The sequence below is a fragment of the Deltaproteobacteria bacterium genome, from assembly GCA_035063765.1.
Lineage (GTDB): Bacteria > Myxococcota_A > UBA9160 > UBA9160 > PR03 > CAADGG01.
The window spans coordinates 1-17,321 of sequence record JAPSFT010000013.1 but is presented as its reverse complement, the minus strand read 5'-3'; the positions used below and the strand labels follow the sequence as shown (position 1 = coordinate 17,321).

At 73.9% G+C, this 17,321-nt stretch carries 17 protein-coding genes; 9 read left to right on the top strand and 8 right to left on the bottom strand.

The features are described 5' to 3' along the window. Window positions 1–2 precede the first annotated feature (2 nt). The 3 genes from OZ948_11455 to OZ948_11445 are packed head-to-tail and all read right to left on the bottom strand — an operon-like array spanning window position 3 to window position 3,021. A complete protein-coding gene (locus tag OZ948_11455; protein MEB2345346.1) occupies window positions 3–1,043 on the bottom strand; it encodes a CBS domain-containing protein in 1,041 nt (346 codons plus the stop codon). Next, window positions 1,040–1,720 (bottom strand): SCO family protein, encoded by a 681-nt coding sequence (locus tag OZ948_11450; GenBank protein MEB2345345.1) that lies wholly within the window; start codon window positions 1,718–1,720, stop codon window positions 1,040–1,042. The genes OZ948_11455 and OZ948_11450 overlap by 4 nt, the downstream gene beginning before the upstream one ends. After that, window positions 1,717–3,021, bottom strand: a complete 1,305-nt coding sequence (locus OZ948_11445; GenBank protein ID MEB2345344.1) for a selenium-binding protein — start codon at window positions 3,019–3,021, stop codon at window positions 1,717–1,719. The genes OZ948_11450 and OZ948_11445 overlap by 4 nt, the downstream gene beginning before the upstream one ends. Window positions 3,022–3,068: 47 nt before the next feature. Here OZ948_11445 and OZ948_11440 point away from each other — a divergent pair, with 47 nt between their 5' ends. Next, the gene (locus tag OZ948_11440; protein MEB2345343.1) at window positions 3,069–3,869 is read left to right on the top strand and encodes an enoyl-CoA hydratase/isomerase family protein; all 801 of its coding nucleotides are present in this window, start codon (window positions 3,069–3,071) and stop codon (window positions 3,867–3,869) included. A gap of 21 nt (window positions 3,870–3,890) precedes the next feature. Then, entirely contained in the window at window positions 3,891–4,901 is a 1,011-nt protein-coding gene (locus OZ948_11435) for an LLM class F420-dependent oxidoreductase (protein ID MEB2345342.1), read from the top strand. A 135-nt stretch (window positions 4,902–5,036) separates the two neighbouring features. On the opposite strand, the gene OZ948_11430 is transcribed toward OZ948_11435, so the two are convergent. Next, complete coding sequence (locus OZ948_11430; GenBank protein MEB2345341.1) at window positions 5,037–6,482, bottom strand: alpha-L-fucosidase; 1,446 nt, start codon at window positions 6,480–6,482, stop codon at window positions 5,037–5,039. Between the two features lie 35 nt (window positions 6,483–6,517). Beyond that, a complete protein-coding gene (locus OZ948_11425) occupies window positions 6,518–6,955 on the bottom strand; it encodes a nuclear transport factor 2 family protein (GenBank protein ID MEB2345340.1) in 438 nt (145 codons plus the stop codon). Between the two features lie 43 nt (window positions 6,956–6,998). Between OZ948_11425 and OZ948_11420 the strand changes: the two genes are divergently transcribed. Beyond that, window positions 6,999–8,105 (top strand): DUF1214 domain-containing protein, encoded by a 1,107-nt coding sequence (locus OZ948_11420; GenBank protein ID MEB2345339.1) that lies wholly within the window; start codon window positions 6,999–7,001, stop codon window positions 8,103–8,105. After that, window positions 8,102–8,650, top strand: a complete 549-nt coding sequence (locus OZ948_11415; protein MEB2345338.1) for a hypothetical protein — start codon at window positions 8,102–8,104, stop codon at window positions 8,648–8,650. Before OZ948_11420 ends, OZ948_11415 begins: the two co-directional genes overlap by 4 nt. On the opposite strand, the gene OZ948_11410 is transcribed toward OZ948_11415, so the two are convergent. Together OZ948_11410 and OZ948_11405 are read right to left on the bottom strand one after the other, a co-directional pair. Continuing rightward, window positions 8,647–9,903: an MFS transporter gene (locus tag OZ948_11410; protein MEB2345337.1), complete on the bottom strand. Its 1,257-nt coding sequence runs from the start codon at window positions 9,901–9,903 to the stop codon at window positions 8,647–8,649. The two genes, OZ948_11415 and OZ948_11410, sit on opposite strands and share 4 nt — an antisense overlap. A gap of 11 nt (window positions 9,904–9,914) precedes the next feature. Further along, window positions 9,915–11,090 carry a sulfotransferase gene (locus tag OZ948_11405; protein ID MEB2345336.1) on the bottom strand — a complete coding sequence of 392 codons (1,176 nt, stop codon included), beginning with the start codon at window positions 11,088–11,090 and terminating at the stop codon, window positions 9,915–9,917. A 61-nt stretch (window positions 11,091–11,151) separates the two neighbouring features. Here OZ948_11405 and OZ948_11400 point away from each other — a divergent pair, with 61 nt between their 5' ends. Then, complete coding sequence (locus OZ948_11400) at window positions 11,152–11,766, top strand: TetR/AcrR family transcriptional regulator (GenBank protein ID MEB2345335.1); 615 nt, start codon at window positions 11,152–11,154, stop codon at window positions 11,764–11,766. Here the strand turns inward: OZ948_11400 and OZ948_11395 are convergent. Continuing rightward, the gene (locus OZ948_11395) at window positions 11,763–13,376 is read right to left on the bottom strand and encodes a FadD3 family acyl-CoA ligase (protein ID MEB2345334.1); all 1,614 of its coding nucleotides are present in this window, start codon (window positions 13,374–13,376) and stop codon (window positions 11,763–11,765) included. The genes OZ948_11400 and OZ948_11395 overlap by 4 nt on opposite strands. Window positions 13,377–13,453: 77 nt before the next feature. Here OZ948_11395 and OZ948_11390 point away from each other — a divergent pair, with 77 nt between their 5' ends. From OZ948_11390 to OZ948_11375, 4 genes are all read left to right on the top strand, one after another. Next, window positions 13,454–14,632, top strand: a complete 1,179-nt coding sequence (locus OZ948_11390) for an acyl-CoA dehydrogenase family protein (GenBank protein ID MEB2345333.1) — start codon at window positions 13,454–13,456, stop codon at window positions 14,630–14,632. Next, the gene (locus OZ948_11385; protein ID MEB2345332.1) at window positions 14,629–15,402 is read left to right on the top strand and encodes an SDR family oxidoreductase; all 774 of its coding nucleotides are present in this window, start codon (window positions 14,629–14,631) and stop codon (window positions 15,400–15,402) included. Before OZ948_11390 ends, OZ948_11385 begins: the two co-directional genes overlap by 4 nt. A gap of 10 nt (window positions 15,403–15,412) precedes the next feature. Continuing rightward, window positions 15,413–15,871, top strand: a complete 459-nt coding sequence (locus OZ948_11380; GenBank protein MEB2345331.1) for a MaoC family dehydratase — start codon at window positions 15,413–15,415, stop codon at window positions 15,869–15,871. A 71-nt stretch (window positions 15,872–15,942) separates the two neighbouring features. After that, window positions 15,943–16,812 (top strand): TIGR03619 family F420-dependent LLM class oxidoreductase, encoded by an 870-nt coding sequence (locus OZ948_11375; GenBank protein MEB2345330.1) that lies wholly within the window; start codon window positions 15,943–15,945, stop codon window positions 16,810–16,812. Window positions 16,813–17,321 lie beyond the last annotated feature (509 nt).

The window sequence follows — 17,321 nt, the reverse complement described above, 5'->3', positions numbered from 1 at the left end:
CCTCAGATCGCCGCCTCGCGCCGCGGCGCGAAGAGCGACAGGGCCTCCCACATCGAGATCATCCGCACCACGCGGTCGGAGGCGTCCACCAGCGGCATGTGCCGGCAGCCCTCGATCGCCATCAGCTTGAAGAGGCCGCACAGGGTGTTGGTGTCGGAGACCGTCTTCACCTGCCCGGTCATCAGATTGGCGACGCGCAGGTCGCCCAGGTCCGCGAACGGGTCGCGCAGGCCGCGCACCAGGTCGCGCCGGGTGCAGATGCCCTGCGCGGCGCCGTCGCGCAGCGTCGTGAGGACGTAGCCGCGCCGGTCGACCCACATGCGCGCCACGGTCTCCTCGCCCGAGGCGTCGACCCGGATCACGCTCGGCCCGTGGCCCAGCGCCAGGCGCTCGCGGATCGTGCCGATCGTGAGGTCGAGCAGCGCGGCGACCAGGAAGCGCAGCTCGGCGGCCCGCCCCGGGTCGCGGAGGGCGTCGTCCGGGAAGTCGCCGTCGTAGATCCGGGTGAGGCTGCGCGCCATGTCCCGCACCGAGACCACGCGCTCGACGGCGCCGGCGTCGTCGAGGATCCAGAGGTAGCGGAAGCGCGTCCCGAAGCGGGTGGCGGCACAGATGCGGGCGAGCCCGGTCACCATGTCGAGCCCCGGCTTCGCGATGGCGAGCGCGTCGAGCGGCGTCATCACGTCGCCGACCCGCAGGCCGCCGAGCAGGTCCTGCCAGAGCACCAGCGCATCGCCGACGTCGGCCACGTGGGTGGCCAGCTCGCCGAGCCGCTGCGCCGTGACCCGCAGGAGGTCGTCCTCGGAGAGCACGCCGACCAGCCGCCCCTCGCGCACCACCCCGAGCGCGCCCACCTTGCGCCAGCCCATCCGGCTGGCCGCGACCAGGAGCAGGTCGTCCGGATCGGCGGTCTCGATGCGCCGGCTCGGGCGGGCGAGCGCGTCGCAGGGGACGTGGCGCAGCGCCTCCACCGCCGCGGCGAAGGGGCCGTAGAGGTCGCGGTGCGACTCGAGGGGCGCCGGGGCGAAGAGCGCGCTGCTCACGGCACCGCTCCGGCCGCGGCGCGCCGGCCTTCGAGCAGCACCGTGCGCGCATCGACGGCCAGGAGCTCGGCCGACAGGAAGCCGGCGCCGTAGATGTTGCGCACGGCGCCCCGGCCGTCGACGAGGAACACCTTCAGCAGGTGCCGCACGACGCCGCTCGCCCGGCCGCGCGGGTCGACGAGGGGCCGCGCGTCCTGTCCGAAGGCCGCGAGCACCGCCGCGATCGCCCGCTCGTCGGCGGCGGTGCGGAAGCGCCAGTCGCCGGCCGGGTGCAGGCGCTCGCGCAGGGCACGCATCACGGCGGGCGTGTCGCGTGCGGGGTCGAAGCTCACCGTGACGAGGCGCACGCGGCCCTCCAGCTCCGGGTCGGCGGCGACGGCGCGATCGAGCCGCTGGAGGGTCGCCAGGGCGCGCGGGCAGCCGCCGGCGTCGGCGCAGTGCGTGTACACGAAGGAGACGACCGCGACCTGGCCCGGCGCCAGGGCGAGGAGCGGAGCCGGAGCGCCGGTCTCGTCGAGCAGGGTCGCCTCCGGGACGTGCGTGATCGGCGGCAGCTCGTAGCTTCCCGGCGCCGGCAGCGCCGGCGCCGGCTCACCCCGGGCGACGGGGGGCGCATCGTGCGCGCCCGCGGCGGTGCAGGCCAGCAGCGAGGCGGCGAGCAGCGCGCGGGCCCTCATCCGCCGCTCCCGGCCGCCGCGACCCGCCCCCCGTAGAAGGCCGCCGAGCCGAAGTTCATGATGTGCGGGCGGCCGAGCTCCTCGGCCGTGAAGTCGATCGCGAAGCGCGGGCTGAGGCCCTTCCCGTCCCAGGCGTAGCCACGCAGGAACTGCTCGCCGTCCGCCCCCGTCTTGTCCCACTGCGAGAGCAGCGAGGACGTGAAGTACACGCGTTTCCCGTCCCACGACTGCGAGACCATGTTGACCTGCCGGCCGATCGTCTGCTCGTGCACGACCCGGGGCTTGCGCGGGTCGGAGACGTCGAAGACGCGCACCTTGCCGTCCGTGAAGGTCGACACGAAGAGGAAGCGGTCGTCGGCCGAGAGGCTGATGTCGACCGGCAGCGGTGTCTGCGCGGGATCGCCGATCGGCGCGAGGTCCACCGCCTCGAAGCTGCCGTCGTCCCCGAGGAAGATCCCCCACAGCCGGGACGTCAGCGCGGACGTGGTGAACGCATAGTGGTGATCGGGCTCGAGCGCCCAGCGGATCTCGAGCGGCGCGCCCGGCACCGCGAGCGTCTGGAGAGGCTTGCGGGTGTGTGCGTCCCACACCACGACGGTGTTGCCGAAGCGCTTCATCGCCCCGGCGTCGCCGAGCAGCTCGGACAGCGGTCGCATGTAGTTGTTGCGGCCCGTGAAGGACGAGGTGAGCATGCGGTTCAGGTTCGCGTTCACGCGCAGGTCGTAGCCGTACTCGGCGCCGGCCGGCATCCAGGTGGTGCGCACGTACTCACCCTGGTTCGAGTACTCGACGAGCGCGGTGCGCCCGGTTCCTTCGGAGTTCGAGAGCGCGCTGATCAGCATGCGGCCGGGCAGCGGATAGTGCGTGTGCGGGCCGACCACGCCGCCGCTCTTCTCGACGAAGTCGGCGATCCGCTTCACGAGCTTCGGCTTCGCCGGGTCGGAGGCCACGTCGAAGACGAAGATCTCGCTCGTGTCGAGGCCGCCGAGCCAGAGCTGGCGACGGTCGTCGGTGAAGCCGCCGTGGTGCGCCTCGTGGCGGCCCCCGACCGAGGTCGAGGCGATCACCTTCCCGTAGTCGGGCCGCGCCGGGTCCACCGCGACGGTCACGAGCTTGTCGGAGCCGTCCCCGAGCCCCTCGACCCCGAGCGTCCAGACGTAGAGGAAGTCCTCCTGCCCGACGATCTTCGGCAGGTAGGGCGACTGGCAGGGCTCGTCGGCGCGAGCCGGACCGGGGGAGGCGGGAAGGCCGGTCGCGAGCAGGGCGGCGAGCGCCAGGGCCGGCACGGTCGGTCGAGGCATGGGGGGCTCCTCGGCGGGTGCACCGCCCATGCTACCACTTGGCCCCCATGGACGGCGCACCGGTCCTCTGCGAGGCCGACGGCGGCGTGGCGACGATCACGCTGAACCGGCCGGCGAACCGCAACAGCATGACCCCGGACGTGATGGCGGCGTTCCGGGCGGCCGTCGCGGCCGCGGCGGCGGACCGCACCCTGCGCGCCGTGGTGATCACGGGCCGCGGCACGAGCTTCTGCGCGGGGGCCGACTTCCGCAGCGCCTCGCCGTTGCCCGGCGACGCTCCGGAGCCGGCGTCGCTCGCGCCCTACGAGCGCCTCTACGCCACCTACGAGCCCTTCCTCGACGTCTTCGACCTGCCGATGCCGGTGGTGGCCGCCATGAACGGACATGCCGTGGGCGGCGGCTTCGGCCTGGCCCTGGTCTGCGACCTGCGCGTCGCGAACCGCGAGGCGCGCTACGGCGCCAACTTCGCGCGCCTGGGCTTCCACTCGGGCATGGCGATCAGCCATCTCCTGCCGCGCATCGTCGGCGTGCCGCTCGCCGCCGACCTGCTCTTCACCGGCCGGCTCGTCTCGGGCGCCGAGGCCGCCGCCATCGGCCTCGTACACGAGGCGGTGGCGCCTGAGGAGGTGCTCGCGACGGCGCAGGCGAAGGCGCGCGCGATCGCCGCCTGCGCGCCCGAGGCGGTGCGGCTCATGAAGCGCTCGCTCTACCAGGGCGCCGGCTGGGATCCGCGCACGGCGGCGCGCGCGGAGGCCTTCGCGCAGGCCGCCACCATGGGCAGCGAGGACGCCCGCGAGGGCATCCGCGCGCTGCTCGAGAAGCGCGAGCCCCGGTTCACCGGGCGCTGAGGACCTGCGAGGGAGACCGCGATGAAGCTCGGCCTGCAGCTCGGCTACTGGATGACCCCGCCCGACCCCGGCGACAAGGCAGGGGTCGCGATCGCGCAGGAGGCCGAGCGGCTCGGCTTCGACTCGGTGTGGACCGCCGAGGCCTACGGCTCCGACTGCTTCTCGCCGCTGTGCTGGATCGGCGCGCACACCTCGCGCATCCGGCTCGGCACCGCGGTCATGCAGCTCTCCGCGCGCAGCCCCGCCTCGGCCGCGATGACCGCGATGACGATCGACCACCTCTCGGGCGGGCGGCTCGTCCTGGGCGTCGGCGTCTCGGGCCCGCAGGTCGTGGAGGGCTGGTACGGCCAGCCCTTCCCGCGCCCGCTCGAGCGCACCCGCGAGTGGGTGGAGCTCTTCCGCCGGATGATCGCGCGCCAGGAGCCCGTGGCCTTCCAGGGCCGCCACTACCAGCTCCCGATCGCGGGCGGCACCGGGCTCGGCAAGCCGCTCAAGCTGATCAACGCGCCGCTGCGCGACACGATCCCCGTGTACATCGGGGCCGAGGGGCCGAAGAACGTCGCGCAGACGCTCGAGATCGCGGACGGCTGGCTGCCGCTCTTCTTCTCGCCCTACCGGACGGAGCTCTACCGCGAGGCCCTCGCGAAGCGCAAGCCGGGCTTCGAGATCGCCTGCACGGTCACCACGATCGTGACCCCCGACGTCCGGGCGGGCCTCGGCTTCGTGAAGACCTCGCTCGGCTTCTACCTGGGCGGGATGGGAGCCCGGGAGAAGAACTTCCACCTCGACCTGGCGCGCCGGCTCGGCTGGGGGCCCGAGGCGGAGAAGGTGCAGGAGCTCTTCCTGGCCGGCCGCCGCGCGGAAGCCTTCGCGGCGGTGCCCGAGGAGATGGCGGACGAGATCTCGCTCGTGGGCCCGCCCGAGCGGATCCGCGAGCGCCTGCAGGTGTGGAGCGCGAGCCCGGTGACGACGCTCATGATCACGGCACGCGAGCCCGCCACGCTCCGGCTCTTCGCCGACGCGCTTCGCTGAGGCAGGGCGCGCGGCGGGTACGGTCTCCCGCGCCTCCGCGGCAGACCCGGCGCGCGGCCGAGTCGGAGCGGAGGCGGGCCCTTCCTCCCGCCCGCGCTCCCGCGCCGCACGACAGACCGATTCCTGGCAACCCTGTCAGGCCGGCCGGCACGCGAGCGCATGCGCGGCGCGGGCGGGTGCCTCTCGCGGCCAGGCAACGAGCAGGTCCGCGCCTTCGCGGCGGAAGCGCAGCGGGCCGTGACCGAGCAGCTCGACCCGTGCCGCCGGCGGCGCGAAGTCGCGCAGCCGCAGCTCCGCCCCCTCCGGCGTATCGAGGAGCGTCGCGTACACGGTGCCGCCCCGGGCCGTGAAGCGCAGCGCCACGCCGCAGGCGCTCGTGCCCTCCGCGCGCTGCCACGGGCGCGTGCCGTAGACGGCCTCGCCGCTCGCGGCGAGCCAGGCGCCGAGGGCCTCGAGGCGCCGGCGCTCGCGCGGGTGGATCTCGCCGTCGCGCGTGGGGCCCACGTTCAGGAGCAGGTTGCCGTTCTTCGCCACGACGTCGACGAAGCTCCGCACGAGCTCGTCGGGGTCGATGAGGTTCGCCTCGTCCTCCTGGTCGTTCATGCCGAAGCTGTGGCCGATGCCGCGGGTCGCCTCCCACTTCTTGCGGCTCGCCTCGGCCACGTGCGCGTACTCGGGCGTCCGGAAGTCGGCAACGGGCGGGAGCGGCGGGATCATCTGGTAGCCGGGCCGGCGGACGATGCGACGCAGCAACGCGTCGGCGGCGGCTCGCAGGGGCGGCTGGCGCAGGGCGCGCACGAGCCAGCGCGGCGCGGGCCCGAAGCGGTCGTTCACCACGCCCTCGCCGACGGCCGCGTAGTAGTCGGCGAGCAGGCGCCAGAGGCGGCCCGCGTGGGGCGGCCAGGCGATGTCGTTCCACAGCACGCTCGGGCGCAGCCGTTCGACGAGCTCGCGCACCTGGGCGTCGGCGTAGCGCTCGTAGGCGGGGTCGAGGGGGACGGCCGCGAGGCCGTCGGCGGCGGTGCGGATCGGACGCGGCTCGAAGCTCCAGTCGAGCCCCCCCGAGTAGTAGACGCCGAAGCGCAGGCCGCGCGCGCGCACGGCGGCGGCGAGCTCGCCCACCACGTCGCGCGGCGCGTGCCAGCCGGGGCGGCGCGGGTTGCGCACCGCGCTCGGCCACAGGCAGTAGCCGTCGTGGTGCTTGGTGACCTGGACGACGTAGCGCGCCCCGGCCGCCGCGAAGAGCGCCGCCCAGGGCGCCGGGTCCCAGCGCGCCAGCATCGCCTCGAAGGGCTCGCGGAAGCGCTCGTAGGGCGCGCCGCCGAAGACCGCCGCGTGATGGCGCGCGGCCGGGCTGCCCGGGATGCGCAGCGCGTTCTCGTACCACTCGGCATAGGGCGAGAGCGCCTGGAGCTCGTCGTAGCGGGTGCGCAGGAGCTCGGGGACCGTGCCCGCGCGGGGCGCGAAGGCGGGCACGCACGACAGCCCCCAGTGTACGAAGATCCCGAGCTTCGCGTCCTCGAACCAGGCGGGAACGGGGTGGCGCCGCAGCGCCGCGGGGTTCGGATCGAAGCTGGCCACGCGAGTCTCCGCAAACGACGCGGCGGTGCGCGCCCTCAGGCGGCGGGCGGCGCGATCGCCTTGAGGCGCGGCGGCTCCCAGAAGGCGCGCAGCGCCACCACCTTGCCCGACGCGTCCACGCGATAGGTGAAGACGCCGTTCACGACCATCGCCGCGCCGTTCGGCAGCACGGTCGTGATCGTCCCGACGTTCGCGACCTCGAGGCCACCCGCATAGGACTCGCGCATGTCGAAGAGCACCCGGTTCGGCCCGATCCAGCGCTCCCAGAACGCCTCGATCGCGGCGTGCCCGCGGTGGCCGCGGCCCTCGGGATCGAAGCCCGAGGGTCCGACCGGGTCCTCGACGATCGCGTCGGGCGCGAAGTTGTCGAGCCACGCCCGCTTGTCCTTGCGGTGCACCGCCTCCATCGAGCGCCGCGCCGCCCGCCGGGCCGGGTGCTCGCTCGCCGGATGCTCCTCCGCCGCCTCCGCCATCGCCTTCCCTCCTCGTGGTCGCGCCGCAGTATACTCGTGCGCCATGCCCGATCACGACGCCGACGCGCGCGTCCTCTCCGGCGAGGCCTGGCGCGACTTCTGCCGCGCCCTCGAGCGCGCGGGCGAGGCGATCCTGCGCCCCGGCTCGCCGCGCGACGCCTTCGATCGCGCCGAGGGCTTCCGCTACCTGAGCCGGCTGACGCGCGTCGCCCTCGAGTCCTACCTGGAGTTCGCCGACCCGCTCTTCCCGGTGCTGCGGCGCCCGGCGCACGAGACCGTGAAGATCGGCGCCGACAACCCGGACAACCACTACCAGAGCGCCGCGGTGAGCGGCGCGCACGCGTACCGCCTGGCCGGCACGCGCAACACGGTCCACTACCTGGGCTTCGGCACCTACGCCGGGGGCTACGGCTCCGCAGGCCGCCGCGGCCAGACCGGCTATCTCGATGCCCGCGAGCTGAAGCTGGGCCCCGGCGGGAGCTTCACGGTGACGCTCTCCTGCCAGCGTCCTGCCGACGGCGGCAACTGGCTGCCGATGGAGCCCGACAGCTCCTCGCTGATCGTGCGCCAGACCTTCCAGGACCGCGCGCACGAGCGCATCGCGGACCTGACGCTCGAGCGGATCGGCGCGCGCGGCGGGCCGGCCCCGCTCACGCCCGCCTTCCTCGACCGCGGCCTCCAGGCGGCCGCCGCCTACGTCCACGGCACCGCGTCGCTCTTCGCCGACTGGGCCGAGGGCTTCGCGAAGCGGCCGAACGAGCTGCCGCGCTTCGACCCGGCCGTCGCGGCCGCCGCCCACGGCGACCCGAACATCGTCTACTACCACGGCTACTGGGAGCTCGCGCCCGGCGAGGCGCTGCTCGTCGGCTTCACGCCGCCGCGCTGCGAGTACTGGAACTTCCAGCTCAACAACCACTGGATGGAGTCGCTCGACTACCGCTACCACCGGATCGCGGTGAACCATCACGGCGCCCGCCCCGAGCCCGACGGCTCGCTGCGGCTCGTGATCGCCGACCGCGACCCGGGCTTCGGCAACTGGCTCGACACCGCCGGCCACCGGCGCGGCACGATGTGCCTGCGCTGGGTCGGCGCCGCGACGCACCCGGATCCCGCGACGCGCGTGATCCGGCTCGAGGAGGGACGCGCGTGAAGACCGAGGACTGCGTGCTCTACAGCGGCGCCGCCGGGGGCGCCGAGGCGGCCTTCGGCGCGGCGGCCGAGCGCTACGGGATCGAGGAGGTGAACTTCACCTTCGAGGGCCACAACGACGCGCGCCAGCGCGGGATCCGCGTGCTCACCCACGAGGAGCTGCGGCGCGGCGACGTGAGCCTCGCCTACGTGAGCCGGCTCATGCACCGGAGCTACCCCGACACGCCGCTCTTCAAGAGGGTGCTCCAGACGATCTGGCACCAGGTCAACAGCGGCCAGGAGATCTACGTGGTCGGCAAGGTGCTGCCCGACGACACCGTGAAGGGCGGCACCGGCTGGGGAGCGGAGTTCGCGAAGCTGTGCAACAAGCCGCTCTTCGTCTTCGACCAGGAGCGCGACGGCTGGTTCGGGTGGTCGGGCGAGGGCTTCGACGCCGTGAAGGAGCCGGTGATCCGGCATCCGCACTTCTGCGGCACCGGCACCCGCTTCCTGGCCGAGAACGGCGCCGCCGCGGTGGACGCGCTCTTCGCGCGGACGTTCCGCTAGCCCGGGCGTCCGGCGGCGCGCCGGCTGGCGAGCCACCAGAGCAGCAGCAGGCCGGGCGCGGCGAGCAGCGTCGTCGAGGCGAAGAAGGCCGGCCAGCCGAGCTGGTCGGCGAGCCAGCCGCCGCCCGCCGAGAGGCCGGTCCGGCCGACCGCCATCAGCGAGGTGAGGAGCGCGTACTGCGTGGCGGCCGCGCCGGGGCTGCAGAGCGCGGACAGGAACGCCACGAAGGCGGAGGAGGCGAGCCCGCCCGCGAACTGGTCGGCGCTCACCGCCGTGACGAGGAGCGCCACGTCCTTGCCCGCCAGGGCGAGCGCCGCGAAGAGCAGGTTGGTGACGGCCTGCGCGATGCCGCCCCAGACGAGCGCCCGCAGGACGCCCAGGCGCGCCACCAGCCAGCCGCCCGCGAAGACGCCCGCGACGTTTGCCGCGAGGCCCGGCACCTGGCTCGCGCTCGCAACCTCGGTCCCCGTGAAGCCGAGGTCGACGTAGAAGGGGCTCGCCATCACGCCGGCGATCGCGTCGCCGAACTTGTAGAGCACCGCGAAGGCGACGATCGCCGCGAACTGCGGGCGGCGCGCGAGGTCGAGCAACGGCTCGAGGACCGAGCGGCGCAGGCGCTCCGCGATCGGCGTCCCGGCGGCGCGCCCGCGCGCCAGCGGGGGCTCGGGCCCGATCGCGACACCGAACGCCCCGAGCGCGAGCAGCGCCGCGAGCGCCGTGAACACCAGCGAGAAGGGCGCGTGGTCCGAGAGCGCGAGCGCGCCGGCGCCCGAGGCGAGGAGCCCCCCGCGGTAGCCCGCCTGGGTGGCGGCCGCACCGGCACCCTGCTCGCGCTCCGCGAGCACCTCCACGCGGTAGGCGTCGACCGCGACGTCCTGGGTGGCGGAGAGGAACGCGACCAGGAGCGCCCAGCGCGCCGTCGCGAAGGGATCGGCGCCCGGATCGGTGGCGCCGAGGCCCAGGAACGCCCCGGCGAGCGCGAGCTGGCTCACGATCACCCAGCTCCGCCGCTGCCCGAGCCGCGCGCCGAGCCACGGCAGGCGCAGCTCGTCCACCGCCGGCGCCCACAGGAACTTCAGCGCGTAGGGCAGCCCCACCAGCGCGAAGAGCCCGATCTGGGTCCGGTCGATCCCCTCGAGGCGCAGCCAGTACAGGAGCGTGCCCGCCGTGAGCGGCAGCGGGAGGCCGCTCGCGAAGCCCATCAGGCCGATCGCGAGCATGCGGCGGTCGAAGTAGAGAGAGCGCGCCCCCACCGCCGGGCAGTCTACCCGCGCGCGGGCTCCCGCGGCACCTGGAAGCGTTCGGTGTAGCGCGCGAAGCGCTCGGCGATCGCGCCTTCCGAGAGCCCGAAGGCCTCGGCCGTGTAGTGGTGGCCGCCGTGCTTGTGCTGGGGGTTGGTCTCGTGCCAGGCGCGCAGGCGGCGCTCGGCTTCGGGATCCCACGCAAAGCCGAAGTGCGCGTACATGCGCGCGATCGCGGCGACCGGGTCCGTCACGAGCTCCGCGAAGGAGAGATCGAAGAACTGCGCGGGGCTGCTGCGCGCGCGCACGGCCATCGCCTTCTCGATCATCCCGGCGTAGAGCTCGACCTGCCAGGCGCCGATCGCCTCCGGGTCCGCGCTGCCCTCGTAGAGGCGGCGCCAGCCGGTCACCAGCGAGCACACCGAGGGCAGCACCCGCGCCGGGTCGCGGTGGGTCTGCACGATGCAGGCGTCGGGGTAGGTCTCGAGCAGCACGTCGAGCTCGCGCAGGTGGGCGGGGTACTTGAGCACCCAGCGCCGCTCGGGCGAGGTCGAGCCGACCAGCTTCAGGACGTCGCGGTGGCGGGCGTAGGCCGGGCGCATGTCCTGGGCCTCGAAGTAGCGGGTGTAGCCCGGGATCGTCGCGTTCGAGTCGAAGGTGTGGTCGAGGAAGGACTGCACGAAGAGGTGGCGGCACTCCTCGGGGCCGCCGGCCTCCATCCAGTGGATCGCCCGCAGGTCGGGGTCGGTCTCGTAGACCCACTGGAGCACGCCGACGGCGGCCTGGTAGGCGGGCAGCGCCTCCCAGGTGGCCCGCGGCGGGCGCGGGCGCGGCGCCGCCGCGAGCCAGTACTCGAGCACCTGGTTCGCGGGGTCCTGGGCGAGCAGCCAGTGGAGCGCGGTCGTGCCGCTGCGCGGGAGCCCCAGGACGAAGAGCGGGCGGCGGATCTCGTGCCGCAGCAGGGAGGGATCGGCCTTCCAGGCCGCCTCGCAGGCGAGCCGCGCCGCGAGCGCGCCGCCGATCTCGCCCTGCACCATCGCGCGACCCGCCTCGGTCAGGCGCGACTCCTCGTCGTAGGCGCGCAGGAGGGTGCGGAAGTGGGTGCGCCAGGGGCCGGCGCCGAAGTCGTCGAGGCCGGTCGCGTCGCGCGCGGCCTCGAGCATCGCCTCCTCGGCGGCCTGCATGCCCTCGCGGGCCACGGTCGTCTCCTGGCGCGGGCCGGGGGTGTTCGAGAACGAGACGTACTGTATCGTAATCGCCGTGGCAGCGAATGCCCAGCACGGCGCCCCGAGCGGCTCGAACGCCGGACGGCCTCGCAGCGAGGAGGCCCACCAGGCGATCCTGCGAGCCACGCTCGAGCTGCTCGGCGAGGTCGGCTTCTCGGGGCTCACCGTCGAGGGGGTGGCCTCGCGCGCCGGCGTCGGGAAGGCCACGATCTACCGGCGCTGGCCTTCCAAGCTCCCGCTCGTCGTCGAGGCCTTCCACGAGCTGCCGCAGCTCGAGGACGCCGACACCGGCAACCTTGCCGAGGACCTGCGGGTCATGCTGCGCAGCTACCTGCACCTCTTCAACGAGACGCCGCTCGCGGCCGTGCTCCCGAGCCTCGCCGGCGAGCGCCGCCACAACGCCGAGCTCTCGGAGCTGCTCGACCCGGTCCTGCGCCAGCGGCGCCGCCCGCTGGCCGCGGCGCTCGAACGCGCCCAGAAGCGTGGCGAGCTGCCTGCGAGCCTCGACCTCGACCTGGCCGCCGACATGATCGTCGGCCCGATCGCGGTGCGGCTCTTCTTCACGGGCCGCAAGATCCAGCCGAAGCTCGTGGACCCGATGGTGGAGCTGGCGCTCGACGGGGTGCGGCGCTTCGGCGGCGGGCGCTAGCCGGCCGGCGCCCGGGATCCCCCGGCCCGCTCGCGCAGCACGTACTTCAGCACCTTGCCCGACGCGTTCACCGGCAGCTCGGCCACGATCTCGACCTGCCGCGGCGCCTTGTAGTTCGCCATGTTGGCGCGGCACCAGGCGATCACCTCCTCGGGCGTGAAGCTGCGGCCCGGCGCGGGCACGACCCAGGCACGGCCCACCTCGCCCATCCGCTCGTCCGGCACGCCCGCCACCGCCACCGCCGCGAACCAGCCGCTCCCGTACATCAGGTTCTCGATCTCGGCCGGGTAGCAGTTGAAGCCGCCCACGATGAACATGTCCTTGATCCGGTCCGTGATGCGCAGGTAGCCGCGCTCGTCCATCACCGCGACGTCGCCGGTGTGGAGCCAGCCGCCGGCGTCGATCGCCTTCGCGGTCTCCTCGGGCTCGTCGACGTAGCCCCGCATCACGTTGTAGCCGCGCACCACGACCTCGCCCGGCTGGCCGCGCGGCACCTCCTTGCCCTCGGCGTCGACGCAGCGCACCTCGATGCCGGGGATCGCGCGGCCGGAGCTGTGCGAGATCGTCTCGGCGTCGTCCTCGGGGCGGCAGATCGAGACCATGCCGCAGGACTCGGTGAGCCCGTAGGCGGTGAGCACGGTGCGGAAGTGCAGCTCCTCGCGCATGCGGCGGATCAGCTCGACCGGGACGGGGGCGGCGCCGGTGACGGCGACCCGCAGCGACGAGAGATCGGCCTGCGCGCGCTCCGGGTGGGCGAGGAGCGCCTGGTAGAGCGACGGCGGGCCGGGCAGCACCGAGATCCGCTCGCGCTCGAGGCGCCCGATCACCGCCGCGGGGTCGAAGACGGCATGGGGCAGCACGGTGGCGCCGCGCATCAGGCAGGCGAGCCAGCCCGCCTTGTAGCCGAAGGAGTGGAAGAAGGGGTTCACCACCAGGTAGCGGTCGCCGGCGCGCAGGCCGACCACGCCGCTCCAGACCGCCATCACGCGCAGGTTCTGCTCGTGCGCGGTCATGACGCCCTTCGGCTGGCCGGTGGTGCCGGAGGTGAAGAGCAGGTCCGAGAGATCGCCGGGGCCGACGGCCTCTGCGCGCGCGCGCGCCTCGGCCGCGGGCACGGCGTCGCCCGTCGCGAGGAACTCCGGCCACGGCTGCGCGCCCGCCGCCGGCTCGCGCAGCGCGACGATCCGCTCGAGGGCCGGCAGCTCCTCGCCGCGCAGGGCGGCCACGTAGTCCATGCCGAGGAAGGTCCCGCCCAGCGTGACCAGCAGGCGCGCCCGGCTCTTGCGCAGGACGAAGCCGGCCTCGCGCCCCTTGAGCCGGGTGCTGAGGGGGACGAGCACCCCCCCGGCGGCCTGGAGGCCGGCCGCCGCCACCACCCACTCCCACAGGTTGGGCGCCCAGACGGCGACCCGGTCGCCCGGCGCCACGCCGGCGGCGAGGAAGGCGCGCGCGGCCCGCAGCATCTCGTCCGCGAAGGCGGCGAAGCGGACCGAGATGGGGCCGTCCTCGAGGAAGACCGCGTCGCCGAAGCGATCGGCCGCCTCGAAGGCCAGGCCCGGGATCGTGCGGGCGGCGAAGGGCAGCGCGGCTTCGGCGGACGGGTCGCTCACCAGGGGCCTCCTTGCATACGAGACGCAGCGTATCATAATACCGTCGCGGGCGATCCTCCCGCTGGCCAGGAGCCCCCTTGCACCTCCGCTTCTCGGACGAGGACGAAGCCTTCCGCCGCGAGGTGCAGGCGTGGCTCGCCGCGAACCTGACGGGCGCGTTCGCCGCGCTGCGCGGCCGCGGCGGCCCGGGCGACGAGCACGCCTTCGTCGAGGAGCGGCGCGCCTGGGAGCGGCGGCTCGGCGCCGAGGGCTGGATCGGGATCGCCTGGCCGCGCGAGGCCGGCGGGCGCGGCCTGCCCCTGCTCCAGCAGGTGATCTGGCACGAGGAGTACGCGCGCGCCGGCGGGCCCGGCCGCCTCGGCCACATCGGCGAGGGGCTCCTCGCGCCGACCGTGATCGCCTTCGGCAGCGAGGAGCAGAAGCGCCGCTTCCTGCCGCCCATCGCGCGCGGCGAGGAGCTCTGGTGCCAGGGCTACTCGGAGCCCAACGCGGGCTCGGACCTCGCGAACGTGCAGACCCGCGCGCGGCGCGAGGGCGACGAGTGGGTGATCGACGGCCAGAAGGTCTGGACCTCGTGGGCGCAGTGGTCGGACTGGTGCTTCGTCGTGTGCCGCAGTGAGCCCGGCTCGCAGCGACACCACGGGCTGTCGTACCTGCTGGTGCCGATGCGGCAGCCCGGCGTCGAGATCCGCCCGATCGTGCAGATCACCGGCGACAGCGAGTTCAGCGAGGTGTTCTTCGACGGCGCGCGCACCGCGGCCGGGAACGTGGTCGGCCGGCCCGGCGAGGGCTGGAAGGTGGCGATGGGGACGCTCGCCTTCGAGCGCGGCGCCTCGACGCTCGGCCAGCAGCTCCAGTTCCAGAACGAGCTCGACCTGGTGATCGCCGCCGCGCGGCGCAACGGCGCCGACCGCGACCCGCTGCTCCGCCAGCGCCTCGCGCAGGCCTGGATGGGGCTCCAGATCCAGCGCTACAACGCCCTGCGCATGCTCTCGCGCGCCGAGCGCCCGGAGCTCGCGCGCGAGGCCATGATCACGAAGCTCTTCTGGGCGAGCTGGCACCGCCGGCTCGGCAAGCTCGCGATGGACGTGCTCGGCCCCGAGGCCGAGCACGCCGACGCGCCGCCCTACGAGCTCTCGCGCCTCCAGCGCCTGTTCCTCTTCAGCCGCTCCGACACGATCTACGCCGGCTCGAACCAGATCCAGCGCAACCTGATCGCGGAGCGCGCGCTCGGGCTGCCGCGGGAGGCGCGATGAGCGGGGCGCCCGTCCCGATCGCGGGGCTCCTCGCCGGCCGCAACGTCGTCGTCACCGCCGCGGCGGGCACCGGGATCGGCTACGCCGCCGCGCGCCGCTGCGCCGAGGCCGGCGCGCGGCTCCTGATCTCGGACCTGCACGAGCGGCGCCTCGGCGAGGCCGCCGAGCGGCTCGCCGCCGAGACCGGCACGCGCCCCGCCACCGCGCTCTGCGACGTCACGAAGCAGGAGCAGGTGGAGGCGCTGGCGGCGGCCGCCCTCGCCGAGCTCGGCAGCATCGACGTGCTCGTCAACAACGCGGGCCTCGGCGGCTACGCGAAGCTCGTCGAGATGAGCGACGAGCAGTGGGCGAAGGTGCTCGACGTGACCCTGACCGGCACGATGCGCGTGACGCGCGCCGTGCTCCCGCACATGCTCGCGCGCCGGCGCGGCGCGATCGTCAACAACGCCTCCGTGCTCGGCTGGCGCGCACAGGAGGGGCAGGCCCACTACGCGGCGGCCAAGGCCGGCGTGATGGCGCTCACCCGCTGCGTCGCGATGGAGGCGGCAGCCGCGGGCGTGCGCGTGAACGCCGTCGCGCCGAGCATCGCGATGCACGAGTTCCTGGCCAAGGTGACCCCACCGGGCCTGCTTGCCGAGCTCGAGCGGCGCGAGGCCTTCGGCCGCTCGGCGACCCCCGAGGAGGTCGCCAACGTGATCGTCTTCCTGGCCAGCGACCTCGCCTCCTACATGACCGGCGAGGTCGTCTCGGTCAGCAGCCAGCACCCCTGAGGAGCCCGTCATGCCCACCGTCTTCGAGAAGCCCGCGGACCTGGCGGCGGCGGTCGGCCGCCACCTCGGCTACAGCGACTGGCTCGTGATCGAGCAGGATCGCATCGACCGCTTCGCGGAAGCCACCGGCGACCACCAGTGGATCCACGTCGACCCCGAGCGCGCGCGCAGCGGGCCCTACGGGCGCACCATCGCGCACGGCTACCTGACCCAGTCGCTCGTGAACCACTTCCTGCCCCAGATCGTGCGCGTGGACGGCATCTCGAGGGGCGTCAACTACGGCGCCGACCGCCTGCGCTTCCCCGCGCCCGTCCCGGTCGGCTCGCGCATCCGCGCCGGCGCCGAGCTCCTCGAAGCCGCCCCCCAGAAGGACGGCTCGATCCAGGTCAAGTACCGCGTCACCGTCGAGATCCAGGGCAGCGACAAACCCGCCTGCGTCCTCGACACCATCGCCCGCTACTACGCCTGAGACAGCCGGGGACAGTCCCGGCGATCCGGCGATTCGGAGAGGGCGCCGGGGACCCACCCCGGGGAGGCACCATGAAGTTCTGGCAGGTGGTCTCGTTCAGCGAGCCCGAGCAGCTCCTCGACATCGCGCGCGGCGCGGAGGAGGCGGGCTTCCACGGCGTCCTCCTCTCCGATCACCTGTTCTTCCCGGGCCGGCTCGAGTCGAAGTACCCCTACTCGCCCGACGGCAAGCCCGCCTTCGACGGGACGACACCGTTCCCGGACGTCTTCACGACGATCGCCGCGATGGCGGCCGTCACGACGCGGCTCCACTTCTCGACCATGGTCTACATCCTGCCGCTCCGGCACCCGCTCGAGGTCGCCAAGCAGGTCGGCACGGCCGCCCGGCTCTCGGGCGGGCGCGTCGCGCTCGGCGCCGGCGCGGGCTGGATCCGCGAGGAGTACGACGCGCTCGGGATCGACTTCGCCGCGCGCGGCCGGCGCTTCGACGAGAGCATCGAGGTGCTGCGCAAGGCCTGGACCGGCGCGATGGTCGAGCATCGCGGCCGCTGCTTCGACCTCGGCACCTTCCAGATGAGCCCCGCCCCCACCGCGCCACCGCCGATCTGGATCGGCGGCACGAGCGAGGTCGCCCTGCGCCGGGCCGGGACGCTCGGCGACGGCTGGGTCGGCACCGGCCAGCACCCCGACGAGCTCCCGCAGCTCCTCGGCCGCCTCCGCGCCCACCGAGAGAAGGCGGGGCGCGGCCAGCTTCCCTTCGAGACCCTGGTGCCCCTCGTCGTCCCGCCCGAGCCTCCCCTGCTCCGCCGTCTCGAGGCCGAGCACGGCGTCACCTCCACCAGCGCCTGGCCCTTCACCTACACGATCGGCCCCCACTCCACGATCCAGCAGAAGCGCGACGCCATGCGAAGATACGCCGACGAGGTGATCGCCCGCGTGTAGCCCGGATCCGTCCGCCCGCGAGGAGCACAGCGCACGCACGCACCCCGCTCCTGCGCCGCGGACGAAGAGACGGGGAAGCCGACTCTCGAAGGGCGCGTTGCCTGCGATTTCACAGCCGTCCCAGCAAGCCGCCCATATCCTGCACGCCCCCACCGCCGAACCCCGGCCCCCTTGGCACCCCCGATCCCCCATCTCGGCGCCGCACCGCTGGAACCCGCGCCACCCCTCACCGCCCGAATGTATTATCCGCCCCGGCCATGCACCTCTCAGGGAACGGGGGGTGTGGGCCAATCATGCGTTAGGTGACCACCCACTCACCCAACCAGACCAAAGGAGATCCCTGTTCATGAAGACAACACTACTAAAGGCCCTTGCGTGCGCGATGGCAGTGCTCGCGTCGTTCCCATTGGCGTCTGCCCGCGCTGCGGACGTCACGCTCGCCGAAGCCAACGCCATCGCCGAGGAAGGCTTCGTTTACGGCCTGCCGATCGTGATGATCTATCAGATCA

Coding starts and splice junctions, on each gene's coding strand:
- OZ948_11450 (MEB2345345.1), bottom strand. CDS start 1,720: ATGAGGGCCCGCGCGCTGCTCGCCGCCTCGCTGCTGGCCTGCACCGCC.
- OZ948_11445 (MEB2345344.1), bottom strand. CDS start 3,021: ATGCCTCGACCGACCGTGCCGGCCCTGGCGCTCGCCGCCCTGCTCGCG.
- OZ948_11440 (MEB2345343.1), top strand. CDS start 3,069: ATGGACGGCGCACCGGTCCTCTGCGAGGCCGACGGCGGCGTGGCGACG.
- OZ948_11435 (MEB2345342.1), top strand. CDS start 3,891: ATGAAGCTCGGCCTGCAGCTCGGCTACTGGATGACCCCGCCCGACCCC.
- OZ948_11425 (MEB2345340.1), bottom strand. CDS start 6,955: ATGGCGGAGGCGGCGGAGGAGCATCCGGCGAGCGAGCACCCGGCCCGG.
- OZ948_11420 (MEB2345339.1), top strand. CDS start 6,999: ATGCCCGATCACGACGCCGACGCGCGCGTCCTCTCCGGCGAGGCCTGG.
- OZ948_11385 (MEB2345332.1), top strand. CDS start 14,629: ATGAGCGGGGCGCCCGTCCCGATCGCGGGGCTCCTCGCCGGCCGCAAC.
- OZ948_11380 (MEB2345331.1), top strand. CDS start 15,413: ATGCCCACCGTCTTCGAGAAGCCCGCGGACCTGGCGGCGGCGGTCGGC.
- OZ948_11375 (MEB2345330.1), top strand. CDS start 15,943: ATGAAGTTCTGGCAGGTGGTCTCGTTCAGCGAGCCCGAGCAGCTCCTC.